General features: G+C 68.4%; 26 protein-coding genes. 7 read left to right on the top strand and 19 right to left on the bottom strand.

Translation table 11 applies throughout. The annotated features are described in order from the left end of the window. Positions 1-35: 35 nt before the first annotated feature. From WFH44_RS04580 to pdhA, 5 genes are all read right to left on the bottom strand, one after another. Positions 36-869 carry an MBL fold metallo-hydrolase gene (locus WFH44_RS04580; protein WP_336712134.1) on the bottom strand — a complete coding sequence of 278 codons (834 nt, stop codon included), beginning with the start codon at positions 867-869 and terminating at the stop codon, positions 36-38. Positions 870-1,021: 152 nt separating this feature from the next. Beyond that, positions 1,022-1,228, bottom strand: a complete 207-nt coding sequence (locus WFH44_RS04575) for a hypothetical protein (RefSeq protein WP_336712132.1) — start codon at positions 1,226-1,228, stop codon at positions 1,022-1,024. A gap of 68 nt (positions 1,229-1,296) precedes the next feature. Further along, positions 1,297-2,814 carry a dihydrolipoamide acetyltransferase family protein gene (locus WFH44_RS04570; RefSeq protein WP_336712130.1) on the bottom strand — a complete coding sequence of 506 codons (1,518 nt, stop codon included), beginning with the start codon at positions 2,812-2,814 and terminating at the stop codon, positions 1,297-1,299. Between the two features lie 2 nt (positions 2,815-2,816). After that, complete coding sequence (locus tag WFH44_RS04565) at positions 2,817-3,809, bottom strand: alpha-ketoacid dehydrogenase subunit beta (RefSeq protein ID WP_336712128.1); 993 nt, start codon at positions 3,807-3,809, stop codon at positions 2,817-2,819. A 4-nt stretch (positions 3,810-3,813) separates the two neighbouring features. After that, positions 3,814-4,995 carry a pyruvate dehydrogenase (acetyl-transferring) E1 component subunit alpha gene (pdhA, locus tag WFH44_RS04560; protein ID WP_442892867.1) on the bottom strand — a complete coding sequence of 394 codons (1,182 nt, stop codon included), beginning with the start codon at positions 4,993-4,995 and terminating at the stop codon, positions 3,814-3,816. Positions 4,996-5,168: 173 nt separating this feature from the next. Between pdhA and WFH44_RS04555 the strand changes: the two genes are divergently transcribed. Beyond that, positions 5,169-5,624 (top strand): Lrp/AsnC family transcriptional regulator, encoded by a 456-nt coding sequence (locus WFH44_RS04555; protein WP_336712126.1) that lies wholly within the window; start codon positions 5,169-5,171, stop codon positions 5,622-5,624. Between the two features lie 294 nt (positions 5,625-5,918). Here WFH44_RS04555 and WFH44_RS04550 read toward each other — a convergent pair whose 3' ends face one another. From WFH44_RS04550 to paaA, 6 genes are read right to left on the bottom strand one after another with little or no spacing between them, the layout of a single operon-like run. Further along, positions 5,919-6,716 carry an enoyl-CoA hydratase/isomerase family protein gene (locus tag WFH44_RS04550; RefSeq protein ID WP_336712901.1) on the bottom strand — a complete coding sequence of 266 codons (798 nt, stop codon included), beginning with the start codon at positions 6,714-6,716 and terminating at the stop codon, positions 5,919-5,921. A 34-nt stretch (positions 6,717-6,750) separates the two neighbouring features. Further along, a complete protein-coding gene (paaE, locus tag WFH44_RS04545) occupies positions 6,751-7,935 on the bottom strand; it encodes a 1,2-phenylacetyl-CoA epoxidase subunit PaaE (protein WP_336712125.1) in 1,185 nt (394 codons plus the stop codon). Next, positions 7,936-8,475: a 1,2-phenylacetyl-CoA epoxidase subunit PaaD gene (gene paaD / locus WFH44_RS04540; protein WP_336712124.1), complete on the bottom strand. Its 540-nt coding sequence runs from the start codon at positions 8,473-8,475 to the stop codon at positions 7,936-7,938. A 5-nt stretch (positions 8,476-8,480) separates the two neighbouring features. Then, positions 8,481-9,308 (bottom strand): 1,2-phenylacetyl-CoA epoxidase subunit PaaC, encoded by an 828-nt coding sequence (gene paaC / locus WFH44_RS04535; RefSeq protein WP_336712122.1) that lies wholly within the window; start codon positions 9,306-9,308, stop codon positions 8,481-8,483. Further along, the gene (paaB, locus tag WFH44_RS04530; protein ID WP_336712899.1) at positions 9,305-9,637 is read right to left on the bottom strand and encodes a 1,2-phenylacetyl-CoA epoxidase subunit PaaB; all 333 of its coding nucleotides are present in this window, start codon (positions 9,635-9,637) and stop codon (positions 9,305-9,307) included. The genes paaC and paaB overlap by 4 nt, the downstream gene beginning before the upstream one ends. A gap of 24 nt (positions 9,638-9,661) precedes the next feature. Next, positions 9,662-10,645, bottom strand: a complete 984-nt coding sequence (gene paaA, locus WFH44_RS04525) for a 1,2-phenylacetyl-CoA epoxidase subunit PaaA (protein ID WP_336712121.1) — start codon at positions 10,643-10,645, stop codon at positions 9,662-9,664. Between the two features lie 229 nt (positions 10,646-10,874). Here paaA and WFH44_RS04520 point away from each other — a divergent pair, with 229 nt between their 5' ends. The 5 genes from WFH44_RS04520 to WFH44_RS04500 all read left to right on the top strand — a co-directional run bounded on the left by WFH44_RS04520 (position 10,875) and on the right by WFH44_RS04500 (position 16,588). Beyond that, positions 10,875-13,067, top strand: coding sequence for a S9 family peptidase (locus WFH44_RS04520; protein WP_336712119.1), 2,193 nt, complete (start codon positions 10,875-10,877; stop codon positions 13,065-13,067). 252 nt (positions 13,068-13,319) lie between these two features. After that, complete coding sequence (locus WFH44_RS04515; RefSeq protein ID WP_336712118.1) at positions 13,320-13,814, top strand: hotdog fold thioesterase; 495 nt, start codon at positions 13,320-13,322, stop codon at positions 13,812-13,814. A 13-nt stretch (positions 13,815-13,827) separates the two neighbouring features. Next, positions 13,828-15,168: a phenylacetate--CoA ligase PaaK gene (paaK, locus tag WFH44_RS04510; RefSeq protein WP_336712117.1), complete on the top strand. Its 1,341-nt coding sequence runs from the start codon at positions 13,828-13,830 to the stop codon at positions 15,166-15,168. A 41-nt stretch (positions 15,169-15,209) separates the two neighbouring features. After that, a complete protein-coding gene (locus WFH44_RS04505; protein WP_336712116.1) occupies positions 15,210-15,839 on the top strand; it encodes a TetR/AcrR family transcriptional regulator in 630 nt (209 codons plus the stop codon). 101 nt (positions 15,840-15,940) lie between these two features. Beyond that, positions 15,941-16,588, top strand: coding sequence for a nicotinamide mononucleotide transporter (locus WFH44_RS04500; protein ID WP_336712114.1), 648 nt, complete (start codon positions 15,941-15,943; stop codon positions 16,586-16,588). A gap of 23 nt (positions 16,589-16,611) precedes the next feature. On the opposite strand, the gene paaZ is transcribed toward WFH44_RS04500, so the two are convergent. From paaZ to WFH44_RS04485, 3 genes are all read right to left on the bottom strand, one after another. Next, positions 16,612-18,684, bottom strand: a complete 2,073-nt coding sequence (gene paaZ / locus WFH44_RS04495) for a phenylacetic acid degradation bifunctional protein PaaZ (protein ID WP_336712111.1) — start codon at positions 18,682-18,684, stop codon at positions 16,612-16,614. A gap of 212 nt (positions 18,685-18,896) precedes the next feature. Beyond that, complete coding sequence (locus WFH44_RS04490; RefSeq protein ID WP_336712110.1) at positions 18,897-19,604, bottom strand: tyrosine-protein phosphatase; 708 nt, start codon at positions 19,602-19,604, stop codon at positions 18,897-18,899. Then, positions 19,604-20,236, bottom strand: a complete 633-nt coding sequence (locus WFH44_RS04485; protein ID WP_336712108.1) for a GNAT family N-acetyltransferase — start codon at positions 20,234-20,236, stop codon at positions 19,604-19,606. Before WFH44_RS04485 ends, WFH44_RS04490 begins: the two co-directional genes overlap by 1 nt. 55 nt (positions 20,237-20,291) lie before the next feature. On the opposite strand from WFH44_RS04485, the gene WFH44_RS04480 reads away from it, so the two are divergent. Continuing rightward, complete coding sequence (locus WFH44_RS04480; protein WP_336712107.1) at positions 20,292-21,164, top strand: SGNH/GDSL hydrolase family protein; 873 nt, start codon at positions 20,292-20,294, stop codon at positions 21,162-21,164. Here WFH44_RS04480 and WFH44_RS04475 read toward each other — a convergent pair whose 3' ends face one another. The 5 genes from WFH44_RS04475 to WFH44_RS04455 form a co-directional block, all read right to left on the bottom strand. Continuing rightward, positions 21,165-22,028: a 3-hydroxyacyl-CoA dehydrogenase family protein gene (locus tag WFH44_RS04475; protein WP_336712106.1), complete on the bottom strand. Its 864-nt coding sequence runs from the start codon at positions 22,026-22,028 to the stop codon at positions 21,165-21,167. It abuts the gene before it with no gap. After that, entirely contained in the window at positions 22,025-22,801 is a 777-nt protein-coding gene (locus tag WFH44_RS04470; protein WP_336712104.1) for an enoyl-CoA hydratase/isomerase family protein, read from the bottom strand. Before WFH44_RS04470 ends, WFH44_RS04475 begins: the two co-directional genes overlap by 4 nt. Then, positions 22,801-24,015, bottom strand: a complete 1,215-nt coding sequence (locus WFH44_RS04465; RefSeq protein WP_336712102.1) for a thiolase family protein — start codon at positions 24,013-24,015, stop codon at positions 22,801-22,803. Before WFH44_RS04465 ends, WFH44_RS04470 begins: the two co-directional genes overlap by 1 nt. Positions 24,016-24,221: 206 nt before the next feature. Continuing rightward, on the bottom strand, positions 24,222-24,710 hold the full coding sequence (locus WFH44_RS04460) for an SRPBCC family protein (protein ID WP_336712100.1): 489 nt from the start codon (positions 24,708-24,710) through the stop codon (positions 24,222-24,224). Beyond that, complete coding sequence (locus WFH44_RS04455) at positions 24,703-25,197, bottom strand: SRPBCC family protein (RefSeq protein ID WP_336712098.1); 495 nt, start codon at positions 25,195-25,197, stop codon at positions 24,703-24,705. Before WFH44_RS04455 ends, WFH44_RS04460 begins: the two co-directional genes overlap by 8 nt. Positions 25,198-25,216: the final 19 nt, after the last annotated feature.

Raw genomic sequence — 25,216 nt, 5'->3', positions numbered from 1 at the left:
GCTCCCCGGGCACCGGGCGCGGCGTCCCCCTGCTCCTAGCGCGGCGGCGTCTGCAGCCGCTTCAGCAGGGCCCGGGACTGCAACGGCCCGTAGGGCAGAATCGGAATCGCCTTGGTGGAATCCCCCGGCGTCTCGCGGCTGGCCTGTTCCGCCTGCCGCACGGCCATGTTCATCGTCTCCCACATGCTCCGCACGAAGGCGTCGGACACGGTCTGGCCGTGCCCCGGTACCAGCACGTCGTACTCGTGGCGCAGGCTGGACACCCGCCGCAGCGTTTCCACCCAGTCGCGCGGGTAGGAGTCCTCGAAGGCGGGCGGCGCGCCCTGCTCCACCAGGTCGCCCGCGAACAGGGTGGACGGCGTACCCACCAGCAGATCGCCGTCCGTGTGGCCGCGGCCCAGGTAGAACAGCTTGACCGGCATGTCCCCCAGGTTGACCGTCAGTTCCTGGTCCACCGGCTTGGTGGGGACCTTGATTCCGGTGTGCGGGCCGTTCCCGGCCGCCATCTCGGGCTCCGTGTCCGCCACCAGCTCGCGCTGGAGCTTCGCTGTCTCGGCCATGTCGTGGGCGCAGTTGCGCTGCGCGTAGAACTCGTGGACACCGTTGTCCGCGAAGTAGGCGTTGCCGAAAATATGGTCGAAGTGCGAGTGCGTATTGGCCACGACCAGCGGCAGCTTGGTCAGCGAGCGCACGGTCCGGTAGATGAGGCTGGCCTGGCGCGGACCGGCGCCGGTGTCAATCACCATGGCCTTGGTCCGCCCCACCACCAGGCCCGAGTTCAGCGAGTAGTTCCCGGTGCGGATGACATAGTTCCCTGGTGCGACCTGGACGTACTCGGCCATGTCCTTGGTCTGCACGGTTTCGCTCATGCTTCGCGGTACCTCCGTTGGCGCCATTCCTGAGGCCGCCTCGGCGCGGCCTTCCCCCTAACCGTACCCGGCCCCGGCGGCGGCCACCGCTCCGCCCTGCGCTGCAAGCCGGCAGCGTCGCGGTTTTCAGCCAGCCGCCATCCAGCCGCCCATCAGTCCCATATGTAGCCTTCGTGGATCTGGCCGAACGGGACGCGTTCGTCCACCACGGCCTGGACGTGCTGTGAGCCCGCCCCGCGGACCAGGACGCCGTGGTCGCCCTCGGCCGCGGACTCCATGAACACGGGACGCAGCGCGTCCGCTTCGGCCGGGCTCAGCTTGGCCAGGTAGCTCTGGTAGGCCTCTGGAAGAGCTTTCATGGCACAAGGGTAGACCTGCGGCCGCGGGCGGTACAGGGCCGGTGGGCCGCCCGCAGCCGCAGGTCCCGCTACAGTTCGGCGAGGATGCCGGCAGGGTTCTCGATCGCGTCCGCCACGAACCGCAGGAAGCCGCCGGCGGTGGCGCCGTCGCAGACCCGGTGGTCGAAGGACAGCGTCAGCTCGGTGACGCTGCGGACGGCGAGCACGCCATCCACCACCCACGGCCGCTCGATGATCCGGCCCAGGCCCAGGATGGCCACCTCCGGGTAGTTGATGATGGCGGCGCTGCCGTCCACCCCGAACACGCCGTAGTTGTTCAGCGTGAAGGTTCCGCGCGTCAGCTCCTGGGGCGTCGCCTTCCCGGAACGTACGACGGCGGTGAGCCGGCGGATCTCCGCGTCCAGTGAGCGGGCGCTGAGCTTTCCGGCGTCGCGGACGCTCGGCACCATCAGGCCGCGGTCGGTCTGGGCCGCGAAGCCGAGGTTGATGCCGTCGAAGCGCACGATGTCTTCGCCGTCGATGCGCGAATTCAGCTCCGGGTACTTGCGCAGCCCGGCCGTGACGAACCGGCCGATGAAGGCGAGCAGGCCCGGGGTGCCGTCCGGATCCTTCCGCTTCAGGGCCGCGCGCAGCTCGAGCAGCGCGGTCGCGTCGACGTCCACCCACACGGTGGCCTCGGGAATTTCGCGCCGGCTGCGCGCCATGGCGGACGCGACGGTCTTCCGCACGCCGCGCATCGGGGTGCGCTCGGCGATGGCCAGCCCGCTCCGGGTGTCCAGCTCCGGCGCTCCGGCCGCGGTCTCCGGGACCTGCGCCGCCGGGTAGCCCGGCGCTGCTGCGCCGCCGGGCCGCGCGAGTCCGCCGGCCAGCGCGGCCTCGACGTCCCTGCGCAGCACCAGCCCGCCCGCCCCGGAACCGTCGATGTCCGCCAGCCGGAGGCCCGCGTCCCGCGCCAGCTTGCGGACCAGCGGCGAGATCACCAGCGGAGCCTGCCCAAGTGCCGCCGGCCGTTCCGCAAGCCCGGCCGGTGCCGAAACCGCGGCCCGGGCCCCGGGCTCGGGGGCAACGGAGCCGGCGTTGCTTGCCCCGCCGGGCGCGGCGCCCGGCAAGCCCGCAGCCTCCCGGCGGGCAGCGCCGGGAGTCCCCGCGCGCGGCCGCCGGGTCCGCTTCGCCGGGCCGTACCCGCCGCGCGTCCCGTAGCCGATCAGCACGTTTCCGGAGCCGCTCTCGGCGGCCGCCTCGGGGGCGGGCCCGGCCGCGGCCGCCGGCTCCGCGCCGGCCCGCTCTTCCTGGCGGTACGCCACGGCCGCGGGATGCTCACCGGCAGGCCCCTGGCTACGTCGGTCGCCGGCCTCGACGGAGATCAGCGGCTTGCCGACGTCGATAGTGTCCCCGGCCTTTCCGTGCAGTTCGGCCACGGTCCCGGCGAACGGGCTGGGCACCTCCACCATGGACTTGGCGGTTTCCACTTCCGCGATGGGCTGGTCCACCCTGATCTCGTCGCCGACGCCGACCAGCCAGTTGACCAGTTCGGCCTCGGTCAGGCCTTCGCCGAGATCGGGCAGCATGAATGTCTGTCGGGCCATGGTCACGCGTCCTCCCACTGGAGTGCATCGACGGCGTCGAGGATCCGGTCCACGCTGGGCAGGTAGAAATGCTCCAGCTTCGGCGCGGGATACGGAATGTCGAAGCCGGTGACCCGCAGGACGGGCGCGGCGAGTGAGTGGAAGCAGCGTTCCTGCACGCGCGCGACGATTTCCGAGGCCACCGAGGCGAACCCGGGGGCTTCGGCGATGACGACGGCGCGGCCGGTCTTCCGCACGGACGCGGACACGGTCTCGTCATCGAACGGCACGATGGAGCGCACGTCGACCACCTCGAGCGAGCGGCCCTCCTCGGCGGCAGCGGCCGCCGCATTGAGCGCGGTGGCGACGGACGGGCCGTAGGTGATCAGCGTTGCGTCCGTCCCCTCGCGGGCCACCACGGCCCGCCCGAAGGAGCCGGCCGTGGACCGCAGCGCCTCGAGCTCAAGGTCCTCCTTGGACCAGTACAGCTTCTTCGGCTCCAGGAACACCACCGGGTCCGGATGGCGGATCGCCTCGCGCAGCATCGTGTAGGCGTCCGGCACCGTCGCCGGTGACACCACGGTCAGGCCCGGGGTATGGGCGTAGTAGGACTCCGACGAGTCGCAGTGGTGCTCCACGCCGCCGATCCCGCCGGCGTAGGGAATCCGGATGACGAGCGGCAGCTTGACCTTGCCGCACGTCCGGTTGGGCATCTTGGCCACGTGCGAGACCACCTGCTCGAAAGCCGGGTAGGCGAACGCGTCGAACTGCATCTCCACCACGGGCCGCAGGCCGTTCATCGCCATGCCGACGGCCATCCCCATGATGCCGGATTCCGCCAGCGGCGTGTCGAAGCAGCGCTCCTCGCCGAAGCGCGCCGTCAGGCCGTCCGTGATGCGGAAGACGCCGCCCAGCGCGCCCACGTCTTCGCCGAAAACGACGACGGTGGGGTCGGCTTCCATTTCATCGGCCAGGGCGGTGTTCAGCGCCTTGGCGAACGTCAGTGTCGTGCCCATCCGGCTACGCCCCGCTTCCGGGCGCCGCGGGCTCGTCGCGGGAAAGCTCCTCGCGCAGCTTGGCCGCCTGTTCGCGCAGCTGGCTGGTCTGTTCGGTGAAGACGTGGCGGAACAGGTCTTCGGGGTCCACCTGGGTTTCGGCGTTCAGCCCGTCGCGCAGCGCCGTGGCGACGCGCTCGGCCTGGCCCGCGATGTCCTCCTCGGCCGCGTCGTCGAGCAGCTTCAGCTCCGCAAGATAGGTCCGCATCCGCTGCAGCGGGTCCCTGGGCACCCACTGCGCGACTTCGTCCTCCGTGCGGTAGCGCGTCGCGTCGTCGGCGTTGGTGTGCGACTGCATCCGGTAGGTGTGGGCCTCCACCAGGGCCGGGCCGCCGCCGTCGCGCGCCCGGTCCACGGCCTTGCCGAGGACGGCCAGCAGGGCGGCGAGGTCGTTGCCGTCGACACGCTCCCCGGGCATCCCGTAGCCGATTGCCTTGTGGGCCAGCGACGGGGCGACGCTCTGCCGGCTCAGCGGCACGGAGATGGCGTACTGGTTGTTCTGCACGAAGAAGACCACAGGCAGGTGGAAGACCGCGGCGAAGTTCAGCGCCTCGTGGAAGTCCCCCTCGCTGGTGGCGCCGTCGCCGCACATGGCCAGGACCACCGTGTTCTCGCCCTTGAGTTTGGCCGCGTGGGCGACGCCGACGGCATGCAGCAGCTGGGTGGCCAGCGGAGTGGCCTGGATGGAAACGTTGTGCTCGTAGGGGTCGTACCCGCTGTGCCAGTCGCCGCGCAGGAGGGTCAGGGCCTGGATCGGGTCCACGCCGCGGGCCAGCACGGCCACGGTGTCCCGGTAGGTCGGGAACAGCCAGTCGCCGGCTCCGAGGCAGAGGGCTGCGGCGACCTGGCAGGCCTCCTGCCCGTGCGAGGAGGGGTATACCGCCATGCGGCCCTGCCGGACCAGGGCATTGGCCTGGTCATTCACGCGCCGCCCGACCACCAGCTCGCGGTAGGCCGACAGGAGGGCGCCGCCGTCCGGCAGCGGGTAGGTGTCGTTGTGGACGTGGCGGCCTTCGGGATCCACCAGCCGGACCGGCTCGGCCGAGGGCAGCATGTAGGACTCGACGGCACGCCGGGCGTCGAGGTCCGCGCCGCCCGAAGGTTCCTGCATGGAGCCGTGCCACGGACTTCCCGTTGAAATGGTCATGGGCATCTCCTCTGCCGAGTCGTTCTGGTGTGGAAACTGTGTGGCTTCAGTATGCGATTCGGTGACTTTTCGTATCCACTTTGCTGGGAAACAGTGGAAGAAGCTGTCCTAGCTCCGTATTCTGGAAGACGAATTGCCATTGTGAACTGGATTACTTATCGAGGTGTAGACGAATGCCAGAGTCCTCTCCCGGCGCCAAGCTGGATGACATCGACCGCCGGATCCTGGCCGAACTGACCAGGGACGGCAGGCTCTCGGTCACGGCGGTCGCGGAGAACGTGCACATCTCGCGGGCGCACGCCTACTCTCGCATCGCGCGGCTGACCGAAGCGGGGGTGCTCACCAAGTTCACGGCGCTGGTGGATCCGATCAAGGCCGGCCTGAAGGCGTCGGCCTACGTAACGCTGAAACTGCGCCAGCACTCCTGGCGGGAGCTGAAGGAGGCCCTGCGGGCCATCCCGGAGGTGCACCACATAGCCCTGGTGGGCGGCAACTTCGATGTCATCCTGCTGGTGCGCGCCGTGGACAACGTGGACCTTCGCCGTGTCATCTTCGACCAGATCCAGTCCATGCCCGGCATCCTGGACACCCAGACCTTCCTCGTGTTCGAGGACCTCGATACCAGATGACCGCCTGGTAGCCTCAGGCAGGGCACTGGCCGCCAGATAGCCGCAGGCCGGAAAATTGAAACGCCGCCGGGCGTGGACCGGCGGCGTTTCGGTTTCGGCTCCCCCGCGACAGCACCTGCTGGAGGCGGAACGGCATGGCGCTTTCCGCCTTCCCCCATGAGGCCTCAGGTACTGCGTGGACTACCGATATTCAGTTAGCGGGCCGGCCCGACCCGGCATATGCACCGGGTCCGCAAATTTGTTGAATCGATTCTGCGCCGGACCCACGGGGCTGTCAATAGCCTGGTGAACGGTTCAATGCGAGGGGGCGGAATTCCCGCGGAACACCGGCTTGCGCTTCTCCTGGAAGGCCTTGAACCCTTCGGAGTAGTCCTCGCTCTTGCAGAGCCGCCCCTGGGCGGCGTTCTCTTCCTCCACCGACGCCCACAGTCCCAGGCGCTGGTCCCGGATGGCCGCGACGAGTTCCTTCGAGGCGGCGAATGCCCCGGTGGCACCTTCGGCCACCTTCGCCACCGTCGCCCTCGTGTGCTCGAGCAGGTCCCCGGCCGGGAGGGCCCGGCTGAACAGGCCCGAGGCCACCGCTTCCGAGCCGCTCATCAGCTCGGCCGTGTAAATCAGGTCGAGGGTGCGGTGTGCCCCCAGCCGTTCGGTGAAGAGCCAGTGCCCGCCCGAGTCCAGCGTGGCGCCCAGGTTGGCGAACGGCGATCCGATCTTTGCGTTGTCCGCCACGTACACCACGTCCGTGGCAATCAGCAGGCCCAGCCCGACGCCGAGGCAGGCACCCTGCGCGGCGGCGAAGGTGGGCGCCGGGAATGCGGACATCTTCCTCAGCAGGGGCGTCACGAGGTCGCCGAGGTATCCGTAGGCGTCGTCCGTCTCAGGAATGACGGCGGAGATGTCGCGGCCGGCACAGAAACCGCGGCCTTCGCCGCGCAGCAGGAGCGCCCGGACGCGGCCCTGGGCTGCGGCGGCAGCCGCCTCGTCGTACGCCTCCCCCAGCTCGGCCAGCGCGTCTTCGTTGAGCGCGTTCATCTTCTGCGGCGCGTTGAGCACCACCTCGGCTACGTTGTTCTCGATCGAGAGCTCGATCATGCCCATGCTGTTCTCCTTTGCAGGCGGCGGCCTATCAGGCGTCGTAGTCGACCGTCAGTTCGTCGCTGGTGGGTCGGGTCTGGCAGGTCAGGACGTAGCCGCGCTCGATCTCTTCGGGTTCCAGGGCGTAGTTCTCTTCCATCTCGAACGTTCCGGAAACCACCTTGGCCCGGCAGGTGCCGCAGACGCCGCCGGCACAGGCGAAGGGCACGTCGGGGCGGACCCGGAGCGCCGCGTTCAGCACGGACTCGCGGGCGTGCTTGGGGCTGGCCACCTTGCCGGAGAGCCCGTCCAGGCGGAAGTTGATTTCGAAGTTGTCCGCGTTCGGATCCACCTCGACCGGGCGGCCGATGTTGCCCTGCGGCTTGGTCGGCTCGCCGGTGGTGAAGAGTTCGAAGCGGATCTTCTCCGCGGGAACGCCGCGGGCCGCGAGGGTGTCGCGGCAGAGCTGGACCAGCTCGAACGGGCCGCAGAGGAACCATTCGTCCACGTCGTCGGTGCGCAGCACGTTGTCGAAGAGGCTGGTGAGCTTCTCCGCGTCGATGCGTCCGGACAGCAGCGGCGAGATGCGCTGCTCACGGGAGAGGACGTGGTGCAGCGCGAAGCGGGACGGGTACTTGTCCTTCAGGTCCGCCAGCTCCTCGACGAACATGACGTCCATGGCAGCCTTATTGGCGTAGACCAGGTCGAATCGGACCGAGGGATCGGCGGCCAGCACCGTCCGGGCGATGGAGATGACCGGAGTGATGCCCGATCCGGCCGCGAAGGCAACGAAGACATTCTCGGCGGCGGTATCGATGTTCTCCGGATGGTTCATCTCCGTCATCGTGTGCTTGGAGATGAACGCACCGGCGGGGCTCATGACGTCCAGGACGTCGCCGGCCTTCAGATTGTCGTTGGCCCAGTTGGAGAACAGGCCGCCGATGTCGCGCTTGATGGCCACGCGGATCTCGCCCGGCTTCGGCTCGGCGCAGATCGAGTAGCTGCGGCGGACCTCCTGGCCCTCCATCTGCGTCCGCAGCGCCACGTACTGGCCCGGCACGTAGTCGTACTGGCCGTGCAGCTCGCCCGGGACGGCGAAGGTGACCTCGATGGCCTCGTCGGTGAGGCGGCGGACCTCGGCGACCGCCAGCGGGTGGAAGGTGCCGCGGCGCTTGCCGGTGTCGGCGCCGTCGGCCTGGTTCCGGGCCGCGTCGGCCTCGGGAATGGAAGTAGTCATCTAGAGCACCTTGAAGTAATCGAAGGGTTCCTTGCACTCATTGCATTGGTAGAGCGCCTTGCAGGAGGTCGACCCGAAGCGGGTCAGTTCTCGGGTATTCAGCGAGTTGCAGCGCGGGCACTTCACGCTCAGGCCCAGGCTGATGGGGCCGGTCCGCACCCCGGCCAGGCCGGTGGGCGGCGCGATGCCGTACTCGTTGAGCTTGGCCTTGCCCTCGGCCGTCATCCAGTCCGTGGTCCAGGCCGGTGCCAGCACCAGCTTGACCCGAACGTCGCCGTAGCCGTTCGCCGCGAGGGCCGCCACGACGTCGTCCCTGATGGCATCCATCGCGGGGCACCCCGAGTAGGTGGGCGTGATGGTGACCTCGACCGCCGGGTTGCCGGCGCCGTCGTACTCCCCCTCGACGGTGCGGACGCTGCGGAGGATACCGAGTTCCGCGATGTTGATGACCGGGATTTCCGGGTCGCACACCGTGGTGGCAATGTCCCAGGCCTTGGCGGCCTCGGCGTCGGCCGGGCGGACTGCAGTGTTCGTGGACATGGCGGTTACCAGGTAGCGCCCGGATGTTCGCGGGCCAGCACCTGCATCTCGGCGAGCAAATAGCCCAGGTGTTCGCTGTGCCGGCGCCGGGACTTGTCCGTCATGGCATTGGGCAGCTGCGGCACTTCAAGGCCGGCCTCGGCGAGCACCGCGGCGATGTAGGCGTCGAAGGGTTCGCGCAGTTCCGAGGGACGGACCGCAACGCCATCAAGCCGTTCGATCAGCTCGTCGTCCTGGAACAGCTGGTCGACGTACGGCCAGACCGAGACCAGGCCGGCCGTGATGCGGCGGTTCGATTCCTCCGTCCCGTCGCCGAGCCGCAGGGTCCACTGCCTGGCGTGGTCGCGGTGGTAATCCACTTCCTTCAGCGCCTTGGCCGCGATGGCCGCCAGCGTGGCATCCCTGGAGCCGACCAGGCGCGAGTAGAGCTCGCGCTGGTAGACGGAGACGACCAGCTGGCGGGCGATGGTCTTGCCGAAGTCGCCGTTGGGCTGTTCGACCAGGTAGCTGGAGCGGAAGCCGTCCTCGCCGCGGAAGTAGGCCAGGTCGTCTTCGCTCTTGCCCCAGGCCGCGCCGGCATAGGTCAGGAAGGACCGGGCATGGCCGATCTGGTCCAGCGCGATGTTGCCCAGCGCGATGTCCTCTTCCAGCTCCGGGGCCCGGGAGATCCACCAGCCGAGCCGCTGCGCGAGGATGAGGGCGTCGTCGCCGAGGCGCAGGGCGTATTCGGCCACATCCTCGCCGACCTCCAGGCCCTGCGCCACCTGGGCGGCGACATCCTCGGGACGGAAGGCGTTGCCCGGGGTGATCCGGGTTGCGCTTTCTCCGCTCACAGGTGCTTCACCCCTTCGCTCTTGGTGTAGTACGTCGCGTGCCGGTAGTCCTTGCCCTTGGGGGACTCGAAGAACTCATCCTTGGCGTCCGGGTCGCTGGCCACAATGGCCGACGCCGGGACCACCCAGAGCGAGACGCCTTCGTTCCGCCGGGTGTACAGGTCGCGGGCATTGCGCACGGCCATCTCGGCGTCGGGCGCGTGCAGGGATCCTGCGTGGACGTGGGAGAGCCCGCGGGAGGAGCGGACGAAGACTTCCCACAGCGGCCAGGCCTGCTTGCCATGGCCTTCCGCAGCGGGCGTCTCCACCGTCTCGACCGGCTTGGCCATTGCTGTCTGGTCTCCTGTTGCCATCTAGGCCACCTGTGCTTTCTGTGCCTTCTTCTCGGCGTAGGCTGCGGCGGCTTCGCGCACCCACGCACCGTTCTCATGTGCTTCGCGGCGGCGTTCCATCCGCTGCGCGTTGCAGGGACCGCGGCCGGCGAGCACTTCGTAGAATTCGTCCCAGTTGAGCTCGCCGTGTTCCCACAGGCCGGTCTCTTCGTTGTAGCGGATCTTGTCGTCCGGCAGCGTCAGGCCCAGGACCTTGACCTGCTCCTGGATCATGCCGACGAACCGCGAGCGCAGCTCGTCGTTGGAGAAGCGCTTGATGTTCCACGCCATCGACTGCTGCGAGTTGGGCGAATCGGTATCCGTCGGGCCGAACATCATCAGCGCCGGCGCATAGAAGCGGTTGACCGCGTCCTGGGCCATCTGCTTCTGGGCAGGGGTGCCGTTGGCCAGCTCGAGCAGGATCTCGAAACCCTGCCGCTGGTGGAACGACTCTTCCTTGCAGATGCGCACCATGGCACGGCCGTAGGGACCGTACGACGCGCGGCAGAGCGGCACCTGGTTGGCGATGGCCGCGCCGTCCACGAGCCAGCCGATGGCGCCCATGTCCGCCCAGCTGTTGGCCGGGTAGTTGAAGATCGACGAGTACTTGGCCTTGCCTTCCAGCAGCTGCTGGTTGAGCACATCGCGCGGGGTGCCCAGCGTTTCCGTCGCCGAGTAGAGGTAGAGACCGTGCCCGGCCTCGTCCTGGACCTTGGCCATCAGGATGGCCTTGCGCTTCAGCGAGGGCGCGCGGGTAATCCAGTTCGCCTCCGGCTGCATGCCGATGATCTCCGAGTGGGCATGCTGCGACATCTGGCGGACCAGCGTCTTGCGGTACTTCTCCGGCATCCAGTCCGCCGGTTCGATCCGGGAGTCCTCGGCGATGATCTTGTCGAAGTAGGCCTGCCCTGCTTCGTCTTCTGCCGACGGAACAGCCTGCAGCGATGCTTGCGTCTGCACTGCCATTGGTGTCACCTCACTATGGGGAAAGTCTGGGCGCAAATATTTACCGACCGTTCGTTCAGAATATAGTGTCACCCACGGGCCGTCAAGACGTTTGCGGGACCGCGCCGGCCAGCGGGATCGAAGAAGGCGGTCCGGACCTCCGGGGCCCTCGACCCGCTGGTCATCGGCGCCGTTCCGCTGGCCGCGATCGCCGTACTGGCGGGCGGGCAGGCATCTATATATTGGTGCCATGACGCACACCCCCGCCGAGACAGCCCACCCCGGAACCCCGGGAACCCCGCCGCAGCCGCCGCAGGCGCGCAAGGTTCCCGTCGAGCGCGAGCACCACGGTGACGTCTTCGTCGACGACTACGAGTGGCTCCGCGAGAAGGACAACCCGGAGGTGGTGGCCCATCTCGAAGCCGAGAACGCCTACACCAACGCCATAACCGCCGGCCAGCAGCCGCTGCGCGACGCGATCTTCAACGAGATCAAGAAGCGCACGCAGGAGACGGACCTCTCCGTGCCGGTGCGCAAGGACGGCTGGTGGTACTACGGCCGGATGGAGGCGGGCCAGCAGTACGGCATCCAGTGCCGGACCAGGGCATCGGACACCGGCGATGCGGCCGCGGACTGGACGCCGCCCGCCGTGGAGCCGGGGACGCCGGTGCCGGGCGAGCAGATCCTGCTGGACGGCAACGCGGAGGCCGAGGGCAAGCCATTCTTCTCCCTCGGCGGCGTGGCGATCACCAAGGACGGCCACCTCTATGCCTATGCGGAGGACAATGCCGGCGACGAGCGGTTCACCCTGCGGATCAAGGACCTGCGGACCGGCGAACTCCTGCCGGACGTGGTGGAAAACGTCTTCTACTCCCTGGCCTTCTCGCCGGACGGGACGCGGGTCTTCTACACCGTCGTGGATGAGTCCTGGCGGCCTTACCAGATCAAGGCCCACACGCTGGGCACCGAGGTGACGGACGACGTCGTTGTTTTCCAGGAGGACGATCCGGCCATGTGGACCGGATTCGACCTCTCCGCCGACCGGCGGCACCTGGTGGTGGGCATCGGCTGCTCCGAGTACAGCGAAACGCGGCTGCTGGACTTCGAGGACCCGGACGCGGGGCTGCAGGTGCTCGTCCCGCGCAGCGAGCGGCTGCTCTACGACGCCGAGCCCTTCATGCTGGACGGCGTGCAGAAGGTGCTGCTCACGCACAACAAGGACGCGGTCAACTCGATGGTCTCGCTGGTGGACCTCGCCGAATTCGGCAAGCCCCTGGCGGAGCAGCGCTGGGCCACCGTGCTGCCGCACGACGATGCCGTCCGGGTCAACGGCGCCGGCGTCACGGCCACGCACGCGGTGCTGTCGGTCCGTAAGGACACGATCGAGCGCGTCCAGGTCATCCCGCTGGAAGGCCTGGGCACCCCGGCGCAGGCCCCGGCGGCGGAGCCCGACTTCGACGAGGAGCTCTACACGGCCGGCATGGGAGGGTCCGACTACGAGGCGCCGCTCATCCGGCTGGCCTACACCTCCTACTTCACGCCGCCGCGGATCTACGACTACGAGCTCGCCACCGGCCGGCTCTTCCTCCGCAAGGAGACGCCGGTGCTGGGCGGCTACGACCCCTCGGACTACGTCGCCGAGCGCGCCTGGGCCACGGCCGGGGACGGAACCCGGATCCCGCTCTCCGTCCTGCGCAAGGCCGGCGTGGAGCGTGACGGCACGAACCCGGGCCTCGTCTACGGCTACGGCAGCTACGAGGTCAGCATGGATCCGGGGTTCCACACCGCCCGGCTCTCGCTGCTGGACCGCGGCGTGGTATACGTGGTGGCCCATGTGCGCGGCGGCGGCGAGGTCGGCCGCAAGTGGTACGACGACGGCAAGAAGCTGCAGAAGAAGAACACCTTCACCGACTTCGTCGCCGCTACCGACTGGCTGGCGGCCTCGGGCTGGGTCGACCCGGCGCGGATCGCCGCGATGGGCGGCTCGGCCGGCGGCTTGCTGATGGGCGCCGTGGCCAACCTGGCGCCGGAGAAGTACGCGGCCATCCTCGCGCAGGTCCCGTTCGTCGACGCGCTGACCTCCATCCTCGATCCCGACCTGCCCCTCTCCGCGCTGGAATGGGAAGAGTGGGGCAACCCGATCAAGGACGCCGAGGTCTATGCCTACATGAAGTCCTACTCCCCCTACGAAAACGTCCGGCCGGCCGGCTACCCCCGCATCGCGGCCGTGACCAGCTTCAACGACACGCGCGTGCTGTATGTGGAACCGGCCAAGTGGGTCGCCAAGCTGCGGGAGGCCAATACCGGGACCGAGCCGATCGTGCTCAAGATCGAGATGGCGGCAGGCCACGGCGGCGCCTCCGGCCGCTACGAGGGCTGGAAGGACCGGGCCTGGGACTACGCCTTCGCGCTCGACGCACTGGGGGCCCGCGAACTGCTCTAGCCGCGGGCCGGGAAGGGGAAGTACGACGGCGCCGCGCGGCAGTGCGCGGCGCCTCTCCTTTACCGGGTTCGGGCGGTTTTTTCATCACCGGCATCGCCTTCGCCTCCCCGACCCTTGGAGGCGTCCTGGTCTTGTTTTCGGCAGCCGCGGGAGCCGGCCGCACGGTCCGTCGCCGGCTAAGCCGGACTTGACTTGAATCACAAATCAGGATTACCTAATGAACATTCGGTAAATACCACTGAGAGGGCTCACATGACGGACATTGAGGTCGGTCCGGTGACCGGACCAGCCCCGGCCGGGTCCCCCGACTCCGGGAATCCGCCGGTCCACCCCGCCTTCGTGAACGATCGTGCCGCCGAGTGGCTGGGCGTGGAGGTTCTCAAGGCCGAGTTCGGCGACGTGCTGATCCGCATGCAACTGCGCGAAGAGATGCTCAACGGGTTCGGCATTGCACAGGGCGGCATGGTGTTCGCCTTCGCCGACGTGGCCTTCGCCCTCGCCTGCAACGACCCGCGCGGCGACGGAAGCACCGTGACGGTTGCGTCCGGCGTCGACGTCAACTTCATGAATCCCGGCCATGCCGGAAGGAACCTCACCGCCAGCGCCACCCTGGTCAACCAAACCGGCCGCAGCGGTCTCTTCGACATCCGAGTAACCCAGGAGACGCCCGACGGCGGCGAAGAGATCATTGCCGAACTGCGCGGCCGCTCCCGCACCATCCTCAATCCCGCTGCCCGCAATGACTAGCAAGGACCGTTCAATGACCATCACCACGGGAACGAAAGCCCGCAAGTCCACTCCAGCCGAACCCGAAACCCTGGATCCCGAAGAGCTGATGAGCCGCGACGAGATCGAGGCCCTCCAGCTCAGCCGGCTGAAGCACACCGTGGCGTACGCCTATGAGCGCGTGCCGATGTACAAGAAGAAGTTCGACGACGCCGGGGTCCGGCCCGAGGACCTGAAGGAACTGGGCGACCTCAAGAACTTCCCTTACACCGACAAGGAAGACCTGCGCCAGGCCTACCCGTTCGGCATGTTCGCCGTCCCGCAGAACGAAGTCGCGCGGATCCATGCATCCTCCGGCACCACCGGGCGGGCCACCGTCGTCGGCTACACCAAGGGCGACCTGGAGCGCTGGGAGACCCTCTTCGCGCGCTCGCTGAAGGCCTCCGGCGTCAAGCGCGGCTGGAAGGTCCACAACGCCTACGGCTACGGCCTGTTCACCGGCGGCCTCGGCGCCCACTACGGCGCGGAGCGGCTCGGCTGCACCGTGATTCCGATGTCCGGGGGCCAGACCGAGAAGCAGATCCAGCTGATCCAGGACTTCGAGCCGGACGCCATCCTCTGCACGCCGACGTACCTGCTGACCATTGTCGACGCGATGGAGAAGTCCGGGCTCGATCCCGCCAAGACCTCGCTGAAGGTTGCCGTGCTCGGCGCCGAGCCGTGGACCGAGGAGATGCGGCACGAGCTCGAAAGCAAGCTGGACATCGACGCCTGCGATATCTACGGCCTGTCCGAGGTCATGGGCCCGGGCGTCGCCGGCGAATGCATCGACTATAAGGACGGCTCCACGATCTGGGAGGACCACTTCCGTCCGGAGATCATCGACCCGCTGACCGACGAGATCATGCGAGACGGCGAGCACGGCGAGCTGGTCTTCACCTCGCTGACCAAGGAAGCCATGCCGGTCATCCGGTACCGCACCCATGACCTGACCCGCCTGCTGCCCGGCACCGGCCGGCCGAACATGCGCCGCATCGGGCGCATCACCGGCCGCAGCGACGACATGATCATCCTGCGCGGCGTGAACCTCTTCCCCACCCAGATCGAGGAAATCGCCCTGCGGATCCCCGGCCTGAGCCCGCACTTCATCCTGGAGATCACCCGGCCCAACCGCATGGACGAGCTGACGGTGAAAATCGAACGCCGCGAGGACTGCTCGGCCGAGACTGCCGCCGCCGCAGCAAAGGACCTGCAGAAGCAGATCAAGATCCACGTCGGCTCCAGCTGCCGGATCGACATCGCCGATCCGGGCACCCTGGCCCGTTCCAGCGGAAAGCTGCGCCGGATCTATGATTTGCGCAACCTCAACGGATAGTTTGTCCGCCTAACCAAGAACGCTCTGGAAAGATTAAGACCATGGTGAAGATGAACGGCCAGGAACCGGCCCGTCGGGGACGACCAGGCTACGACCAGCAGTCGGTGCTCAATGTTGCGGTTGAAGTCTTCAACAAGCATGGCTACGAGGCGACCTCCATGGGCATCCTCGCGGAGAACCTCGGCATTTCCAAGAGCGCCATCTACCACCACGTTCCGTCCAAGGGCGACCTCCTCAGGCTCGCCTTGGAGGAAGCGCTGGGCTCGCTGGAAGCGATTCTGGACGAGCCCGGCGCCTCCTCCGGCCGGGCGGACGACCGGCTGGAGTACGTGGTCCGCCGGACCGTCGAAGTCCTGACCGGCAAGCTGCCCTACGTCACCCTGCTGCTACGCCTGCGCGGCAACACGGAGATCGAACGCAGCGCCCTCGAACGCCGCCGGCAGTTCGACCACAAGGTCGCGGGCCTGGTCGACGCGGCGCGCGCAGAAGGCAGCCTGCGCGGCGACATCGACCCGCGCACCACCACCCGGCTGCTCTTCGGCACGATCAACTCGATCGTGGAATGGTACAAGCCCGGCGGCAAGCTCACGGGCAAGAAACTCGCCGACGACCTAATCTCGATGATTTTCGACGGCCTGCACCTGCCTGCAGCGGCCCGCATCATCGCCTAGGAATTTCCCGGCTCCGCCGGCCCCTTGCCTCCCTCCCCCTGTCGGGCGCGCCGGACCGGCTGCTAACCTAGCCTCAACCACTTCACGTCAGGGGGGACGTCATGGAATGGTTTGGGGCCTCTTCCGCAGGGACCGATCCGCTGCTGTGGCTGACGGTCTTTGTCTCCGTGCTCACGGTAGCGGGCATCGCGCTGTTCGCCTTCCGGAACCGCTGGGCCTGGCTGCCGCCGGCCGCCGGCTTCCTGCTCTTCCTTGCCCTGAGCTCCGCCGCGGGGCCGGCACAGCTGGGCTTCGGCGACCTCTTGCTGCCCGCCGTCTGCGTCTACGGTTTCCTGCGCTGGCAGCATGCCCGGGCCGCCAACGAAGGCGTCCTGCCGCTCCGGCGCGCCACTCCGGAGGAATGGGGAATCGGCGCCGGCCTGCTCATCCTCTTCGCCCTGATCAAGGGGTTCTCCGGCCTTGAACTGCTGGCTGTTATCGGCCCCGAACTCATCCTCAACGCCGTACTGTCGTCCCTGCCGCTGGTGGTCTACCTTGGCCTGGCCCACGGCATCGCCGACGCCTGGACCGCAGGGGTGGCCTTCGGCCTGCTCAACCTCGGGAATGCCACCGCCGCGGGTACGCCGCGCATCGCCCTGGTGTATGCCGCCGCGGCGGTCGGGCTGTACGTACTAGGACTGATTAAATGGCGGACGGCCCTGGAAGCCCAGGACCGTCCGCGCGAGTTAGCCTCTACGGCCAGCCGGTAAACCGGCTTGTTTGGTGAACCGGCCTACTTTTCGACCAGCGTCAGCACATCGTAGGTGGCCACGATCTCGTCGTTCTGGTTGGTCAGCACCGCGTCCCAGGCCACCTCGCCGTACTCGTCGGTCTCGCGCGGGGTGATCTTCTTGGCGGTCAGCGTGACGCGGATGGAATCCCCCGCGGCCACCGGAGTCACGAAGCGCCCGTTGTCGAGGCCGTAGTTGGCCAGCACCGGCCCCGGGGCCGGCTCGACGAAGAGGCCGGCGCCCCAGGCCAGCAGCAGGTAGCCGTGCGCCACGATGCCCGGGAAGAACGGATTGGCTTCGGCCGCGGCCTGGTTGGTGTGCGCGTAGAAGGTGTCCCCGGTGGAATTGGCGAACTCGGTGATGTCTTCCAGCGTGATCTGGCGCAGATCGGAGCGGATGGCGTCGCCGATCTTCAGTTCGGCCAGGCTCTTCCGGAACGGATGCACATCGCCGAAGTTGCGATCCGCGCCGGTGTGCCAGACGCCGGTGATGGCGGTCAGCATGTTCGGGGAACCCTGGATGGCCGTGCGCTGCATGTGGTGTAGCACGGACCGGATGCCGCCGAGCTCCTCGCCGCCGCCAGCCCGGCCCGGGCCGCCGTGGACAAGGTGCGGGACGGGCGAACCGTGCCCCGTCGACGTGCGGGCGTCCTCGCGGTTGAGGACCAGCACGCGGCCGTGGTGGGCGGCGATGCCGGTCACCAGCTGGCGGGCGGCTTCGGGATCGTTGGTCGCCACGGTGGCCACGAGCGAGCCGGAGCCCATGGCGGCGAGCCGAATGGCGTCGTCGATGTCCTCGTAGCCGATCACGGACGAAACGGGGCCGAAGGCCTCGCGCGAGTGCACGGCCTCGGCCTCGGCGTCGGCCCAGGTGAGGAGGACCGGGGACATGAACGCCCCACCGTCGGCCACGCCCACGCTGCCGTCCTGGCGGGTGACCTTCGGCGCGTCCAGCGAGCCGTAGGCGAGTTCGCCGCCCGCGTCCAGCATGTCCTGCACCGCGGCGCGTACATCCGCCAACTGCTCCAGCGAAGCCAGCGCACCCATGGTGACGCCCTCGGCCCGCGGATCGCCGACCACGACCCGCTCGTCGATGCGCGCTTGGACGGCGGCAACCACGTCCTGGACCCAGTCCTTCGGCACGATGGTGCGGCGGATGGAGGTGCACTTCTGGCCCGCCTTGGCCGTCATCTCGGTGACCAGGGACTTAATGAAGGCATCGAACTCGGGCGTTCCCGGAGCGGCATCGGGGCCCAGGATCGCGGCGTTGAGCGAGTCTGCCTCGGCGGTGAAGCGGATGCCGCCCCGGGCCACGTTCGGGTGCGACTTGAGTTTGTTGGCAGTCGCGGCGGAACCGGTGAAGGCCACGGCGTCGCGGTAGTCGAGATGGTCCAGCAGGTCGCGGGCCGACCCGGAGATCAGCTGCAGCGAACCGGCGGGCAGGATGTTCGATTCGATGATCAGCTTGACCGCGGCGGCCGTGACGTAGCCGGTGGGTGTCGCCGGCTTGACGATGGTCGGAACACCGGCGATGAAGGCCGGGGCGAACTTCTCCAGCATGCCCCAGACCGGGAAGTTGAAGGCATTGATCTGCACCGCAACGCCGGGGATGCGGGTGTAGATGTGCTCGCCGATGAATGAGCCGTCCTTGGACAGCACCTCGGCCGGCCCGTCGATGACGACCTGGGAGTTGGGCAGCTCGCGGCGGCCCTTGGAACCGAAGGTGAAGAGCACGCCGATGCCGCCGTCCACGTCGATCATGTTGTCGATCTTCGTGGCACCCGAGCGATGCGAGATCTCGTACAGCGCCTCGCGGTGGCCGTTGAGGAACTGGGCCAGCTCCTTCAGTTTCAGGGACCGCTGGTGGAAGGTGAGCTTCCCGAGTCCGGCCTGGCCCACGGTCCGGCCGTAATTAACGACGGCGGCCAGGTCCAGCCCCTCGGTGCTCACCTGGGCCAGGGCCTCGCCCGTGCTGGCGTCGCGGACCTCGGCTCCGGTTGTTGCGGTCTCCGGCGTCCACCAGGCGTCCTGGACGAAGCTCGGTACGAAATCAAGGCCAACAGTGGTTGAGGTCATCGTTGACTGCCTTTCCCCTCCCGCGGAGCTGGCCGGCGTCCGACGGAAGTCATAAACAAACTGAACGGTCGTTCGGTAACGTGTCTAGCCTACATGAAGAAGCGCCGGAGCGCAGGGGCGGTTTCGGCGGACGGCAGTCCGGGCAGGAGCCGCGAGGACCTGCTGTTTGCCGCCGGCGCCACTGCAGCCGGTCCGGCCCCGGTTCAACGCGGCTACCGCAGCCGGCGGCGCAGCCGCTCGAGCTCGTCCCGCTCCAGTCCGTGCTCGGTGAGGTAGCGCTCGGCGTCGAGCTCCGAGACCAGGTCCAGCAGCGCGCCGCGGGTCTCCTCCACCCTGGCGGCCAGGTCCGGGCCCGAGATGTAGCGCTCCACCGGGTGGCGATACGGGCTGATCCGGTGCCATTCGTTGATCCCGCGAAGGCCGAATTCGTAATGGTCCGCGATCGTTTCCGCGGACTCCCCGCGCAGCTGCAGGAGCAGCGTGGCGACCAGTCCGGTCCGGTCCCGGCCGGCGGAGCAGTGGACGACGACGGCGCCCTCGGCCTCCGCCAGGACCCGCGCAATGGCGACGATGTTGCCGGGGAAGAGGCGCAGGTTGTCCGGATACTGCCGCGGATGCGACATGTACGGTCCGGCAAGCCGGCGGAACTCCTCGTGGTCAGGCTCCTCGGTGGGGCAGTTGCGCAACGTGAAAAGCGAACGGGCCTCCGGCGGCACGTCCGGATCCGTCTCGCGGCGCGACCGCTCGCCGTCGTTGCGCAGATCGACGATGGTGCGCACGCCGTCGTCGTACATTTGCCGCCAGCCCGCCTCGGTCAGCCATTCGGCGCGGCCCATGCCGTAGATGTCCCCCGCGATCCGGCGGGCGTTGACCGCCCCTTCCCACTGCACCCGCTTGATCGAGTCCGGTTCGGCGCCCATCAGGCCAGGCTCCCGACGCCGGCCCGCGGCGTGCCGACCGGACGGGCCTTCTCCACCCGCGCCTGCAGCCCGCGCCGGACGCTCGGCCATTCGCTGTCCAGCACGGAGTAGACCACGGTGTCCCGCAGGCTGCCGTCCGGCATCCTGGTGTGGTTGCGCAGCACGCCGTCCTGCTTGGCGCCGAGGCGTTCGATGGCTGCCCGCGACTGGTGGTTCATCCAGTGCGTGCGGAACTCCACGGCGCGGCAGCCCAGCGTTTCGAACGCGTGCGTCATGAGGAGCAGCTTGCTGTCCGGGTTGGTCCCGGTGCCTTGGGTGCTGGCGCGGTTCCAGGTGTAGCCGATCTCCACGCGCGGCGTCGCGGCGTCGATGTTGCAGAAGGTCGTCATGCCCAGGACGCCGTCGTCGGCCAGGCGCCGAACGGTGAACGGCAGCATGGAGCCCTGTTCCTGCTTCTCGAGGCGCTGCCGGATTTCCAGTTCCATGGTCTCCGGGGAGGGCACCTGCGTGTACCAGAGATTCCAGAGCTCCCCGTCTCGGACGGCGTCCTCGAGTTCCGGCATGTGGCTCATTCGCAGGGGCTGTAGCCGGACGTACTTGCCGACCAGGGACAGGGGCTCAAACAAGGGCATGAATTCATCGTAGACAACCATTCCGCCCAAGGCGCCGATCGTTTAGCGTGAAGCCATGGTTCCTGAAGTGGATAACCGCGCCGGCAAGTCCCTCCGTACCGCCATGCTGGCGGCCCTGTCGGCGGTCGCGCTGGCCTGGGCCGCGGCGTCGCCCGCTGCGGCCGCCGAGCCCAAGGCCATCGACCTTGTGGCGCTGGGCGATTCCTACTCCGCCGGCGTGGGCGCAGGTCCGCTGCAGGAAAGCCCCCTGGCACCAGGCAGCGGATGCCTGGTCGCCGCGCCTGGCTATGCGGAGGCGCTGGACCAGCTGCCCGGCGTGGGAACCGCGGTCACCGCGGCATGCTCCGGCGCGACCAGCAGGCAGGTCCCGGACCAGGTGTCGGCCGCCCGGCAGCTGGGCGTCCTCGGCAAGCAGACCGAACTTGTCACGCTCACCGCCGGCGCCAACGACGTCCATTACGAAGGCGTCATCGCGGCCTGCGCCTTAGGCACCGTTGCAATCTGCCAGGCCGCCGTCGATGCCGCTGTCGGGGCGGCGCGCAGCAACGTAGCACCCCGGCTTGCGGCCGACTACCGGGTGGTCCATAAAGCGGCCCCCCGGGCCGACATAGCCGCCATCGGATATCCGCACTTGTTCGCGGACGGCGGCGCCGAAGGTGTGATGAGCGCGGACGCGGCGGCCGTGCTCAATGTTGGAGTGGACGAACTCAACGGCATCATCGAACGGGCCGCCCGGACGTCGCCGCGCACGCTCTACGTGGATGTAGCGGACGACTTCGAGGGCCACGAGATCGGCTCGTCGGACCCGTGGATCAATCTGGGCTCCTACCCGGCGGCCGACGGCACGGACTTCCACCCCACGGCCGAAGGTTATGCCGAGGGCTACGCCGTCGCCGTGGCCGCCGAAGTGAAGTCCCTCAGCCGATAGTCAGCTGTCCCAGCTGAAGAAGCCCTTGCCGGTCTTCCGGCCGAGTTCCCCCTTGGCCACCTTGTCCCGCAGGATCTGCGGCGGGGCGAACCGGTCGCCCAGCGTAGTGTGCAGGTACTCCGCGATGCCCAGCCGGACGTCCAGGCCCACGATGTCCGTGGTCTTCAGCGGGCCGACCGGGTGCTTGTACCCGAGGACCATCGCGGCATCGATGTCTTCGGCGGAGGCCACGCCTTCCTCGACCATCCGCATGGCCTCCAGTGCGATGGCCACGCCGAGGCGGGAGGAGGCAAAACCGGGGGCATCGTGGACAACGACGGCGGTCTTCCGCAGTGCTTCGACCCATCCCTTGGAGGCGGCGGCCAGCTCCGTGGAGGTCTGGGGCGCCAGGACGACCTCGACCAGCTGCGAGGCCGGGACCGGGTTGAAGAAGTGCAGGCCGCAGAAGCTGCCCGGTCGCTGGAGCTGTTCGGCGAGCTTGCCGATGGACAGCGACGAGGTGTTGGTGGCCAGCCACGCCGTCGGCGCCAGCTGCGCCTCGACGGACTTCAGGGCCGTCGACTTCAGCTCGAAGTCTTCCGGCACGGCCTCGACCACGAGGCCGCAGTTGCCGAAAGCGGCGTAGTCGACCGAAACGGCCAGCCGCTTCACCAGTGCGTCGATGGTTTCCGTGGTCGTGCCGCGCTCCACGCTCTTGAGCAGCGCATCGGTCACGCGGCGGCGGGCGCCTTCGGCCGCGTCCTCGTCGCGTTCAACGACGACGACGCTGGCGCCGGCGGTCAGGAAGGCATGCGCGATGCCGGCTCCCATCCGCCCGCCGCCCAGCACGCCGACTTTTTCCGGTACTGATTGCACTGCGTTCATTTCTTCTTGTCTTTCTTCTTGTCCAGGAAGGCCTGCATGCGGTCGAACTTCGCCTCGGATTCGAACAGAATTCCCTGGGCGATCGTGTCGATCACCGGATGGACCTCGCGCGGGGTATGGAAAACGCTCTTGGTGATGCGCACGGCCAGCGGGTCCTGGGCCCCGATCCGGTCCGCCAGCGCGTGGGCCGCCTCGATCAGCTGGCCGGCCGGATGGATCTCCGTCACCAGCCTCGCGGCCAGGGCCTCCTCGGCGTTGAGGATCCGTCCGGCGAGCAGGATCTCCTTGGCCAGCGGCTCCCCCACCAGTTCCTTCAGCCGCCAGGTGGCACCGGCGGCCGCCATGATGCCGAGGTTGGTCTCCGGCTGGCCGATCTTGACGGTATCCGTCGCGATGCGGAAGTCGGCGGCGTAGGCCAGTTCCGCCCCGCCGCCTAGCGCGAAGCCGTCCAGCGCGGCGATGACCGGCATGGGCAGCTGGGCGATCCGGTTGAAGATCGTGGAGTTGATGCCCGCGAGCGCGTCTTCGCGGCGCCGCTCGCGCAGCTGCCCGATGTCCGCCCCGGAGGCGAAGATGCCCTTGCCGTTGACTTCGGTGCCGGACATGATCAGGATCCGCGGCTCGCGTTCGAGGACCGAGCAGACTGCGTGCAGCTCGTCGACCATGGCCTGGTCGATCGCGTTGCGGACCTCGGGCCGGTTCAGCTTCAGGTGGACGCGGTCGTCGCGCTCATCGACCAGCAGGGTCTTGAATTCGTAGGAGGCGAAGAGCATCAGACCCGCTCAACGATCATCGAAGTGCCCTGGCCCACGCCGACGCACATGGTGGCGAGGCCGCGGCGGGCGTCCTCCCGCTCCATGCGGCCCAGCAGGGTGACCACCAGGCGCGAGCCGCTGGAACCCAGCGGATGGCCCAAAGCGATCGCGCCGCCGTCGTTGTTCACGATTCCCTGGTCCAGCTTCAGCTCGCGCAGCACCGCCAGCGATTGGGTGGCAAAGGCCTCGTTCAGCTCGACGGCGCCGAGGTCGCCGATGCTCCAGCCGGCGCGCTCCAGCACTTTGCGGGTCGCCGGAACGGGGCCGACTCCCATGATCTCGGGGGCGACGCCGGCGGAGGCGCCGTCGACGATCCGCGCCCGCGGGGTGAGGCCGAACTTTTGCACTGCCGCCTCGGAGGCGACGACGATGGCCGAGGCGCCGTCGTTCAGCGAGCTGGAGTTGCCCGCAGTCACGACGCCGCCGGGTTTGATGATGGATTTCAGGCCGGCGAGGACCTCCATGCTGGTGCCCGCCCGGGGACCCTCGTCCGTCTCCACCATGGTGGTGGCGCCCTTGCGGCCGTGCACCGCGACGGGGACGATCTCGTCCTTGAGCCGGCCGCCCTCGATCGCCGAAATGGCGCGCTCGTGCGACTGGACGGCAAACGCGTCCGCGTCCTCGCGGGAAATGTTGTAGACCTCGGCGACTTCCTCCGCCGTTTCCGGCATGGAGTACGTCATCTTGCCGCCGCGCGAGAGGTCGCCGTGGGTGAAGTGGTGGTTCACGAAGCGCCAGCCGATCGACGTGTCGAACTGCTCGCCCGGCTTCGCGAAGGCCTTGGCGGGCTTCTCCTGCACCCAGGGCGCCCGGCTCATGGATTCCACGCCGCCGGCGACGACGATGTCCGCCGCTCCGGCCTTGATCATGTGGGAGGCCATGATGATGGCGCTGAGGCCGGAGGCGCACAGGCGGTTCACGGTGATTCCGGGTACATGGTCCGCGTAGCCGGCGAGCAGCCAGGCCATCCGCGCGACGTTGCGGTTCTCCTCGCCGGCGCCGTTGGCGTTGCCGAAGATCACTTCGTCCACTGCGTCCGGATCGATGCCGGCGCGCTGGACGGCTTCCTTGACCACCAGCGCTGCCAGGTCATCCGGCCGGACCGAGGACAAGGCCCCTCCGTAGCGGCCCACCGGGGTCCGGGCCCCGCCAATCAGGAATGCTTCAGCCATTGAAAGTCCCTCGAGTCTGTGTTCTGTGGGTTCCGTCAGACGGTTCGCGCGGGAGCAGCCCGGGCAGAAATTACCGACCGACCGTTCTATAAAGAATCCCATGCAGGGTTGCGGCGGTCAACTGCGCCGATCGGACGCCGCAATAATCCGCCACCGGTTCCGCGCCGTAGACGCCACGGGGACGCCCGGGGCTGCGGGACCGTCGGCTAGTCCAGCGTCCGCTCGTAGAGTTCCACCAGTTCGGGGACGGGGGTCTGCGGGACCGGCTCCGCGTCCTCGCCGGCGAGCATGGCGGCGAGCTGTTCGAAGCAGCTGTGCCAGCCGGCGGCAACCCTGGCACTGGTCTGCGGGTCCTGGAGCGTGTTGGTCATCATGAGCCGGCACCCCTCCGCATCCGGGTGCAGCTGCCAGCGCAGGACTTCCTCGTCCCAGGTGAAGGCCAGCCGGCTCTCGGACTCGAACTCCAGCACCTCGCCCTGGACGGGTTCCTCGCCGGGAAACAGGAATTCGATCCGGCCGCCGGCGCGTTCCTCGAGCCGGACCCGGCAGGGGAACCATGCGGACAGCTGCTCGTCCACCGTCAGGGCCTGCCACACCCGGGACAGGCTCTGGCCGAACCGGCAGCGGAACCGCAGCAGGGACCCGCCGTCGATAGTGCTCTCGAGGCTCACGTGGATCCGGAAGGCGTCATTCATGCGAGGCCTCCCGCCTGGCCTCCGCCGCGGCGGCGATATCGTACAGGTCCTGGTTGATAGCCTTCCGTGCGGCGTGCATTCCCAGCCTGCCGAACAGCGCCATCGCCAGCCGGTGCTGCCAGCCGGGATTCTGCGCCTCGGCTCCGAAGGACATCCGCAGCTTCGTGCCCGCCCCTGCGGGTGTGAGCGTGAACCTCGTCGTGTAATCGGTGCCGCCGGACGCCGCCTTGACCGTCGTCGAATGCGGGGCATCCACGTCCGCGACCCACATTTCCTCGGTGGCTTCCTTGCCCAGCATCCGGCGGGTTTCCCGCCAGCGGAAGCCCTCCCGGTAGGCGCCCGGGGTCAGGACCTCGACGCCGGCGACTCCGGAGAGGGTCGACGGTGACCGGCCGATGTCGGTCAGCACGGTCCACACCACGTCGGCGGGCGCGTCAATATAGCGGTCCAGTTCCAGCCCATAGGTCATCGGCTTGCGTCCCCTCATCGCGTCGTTGCTTGCCCTC

Source organism: Arthrobacter sp. USHLN218 (assembly GCF_037144715.1).
Classification (GTDB): Bacteria; Actinomycetota; Actinomycetes; order Actinomycetales; family Micrococcaceae; genus Crystallibacter.
Note: the sequence above shows the minus strand (reverse complement) of the source record. Positions and strands in the feature narration are given on the sequence as shown.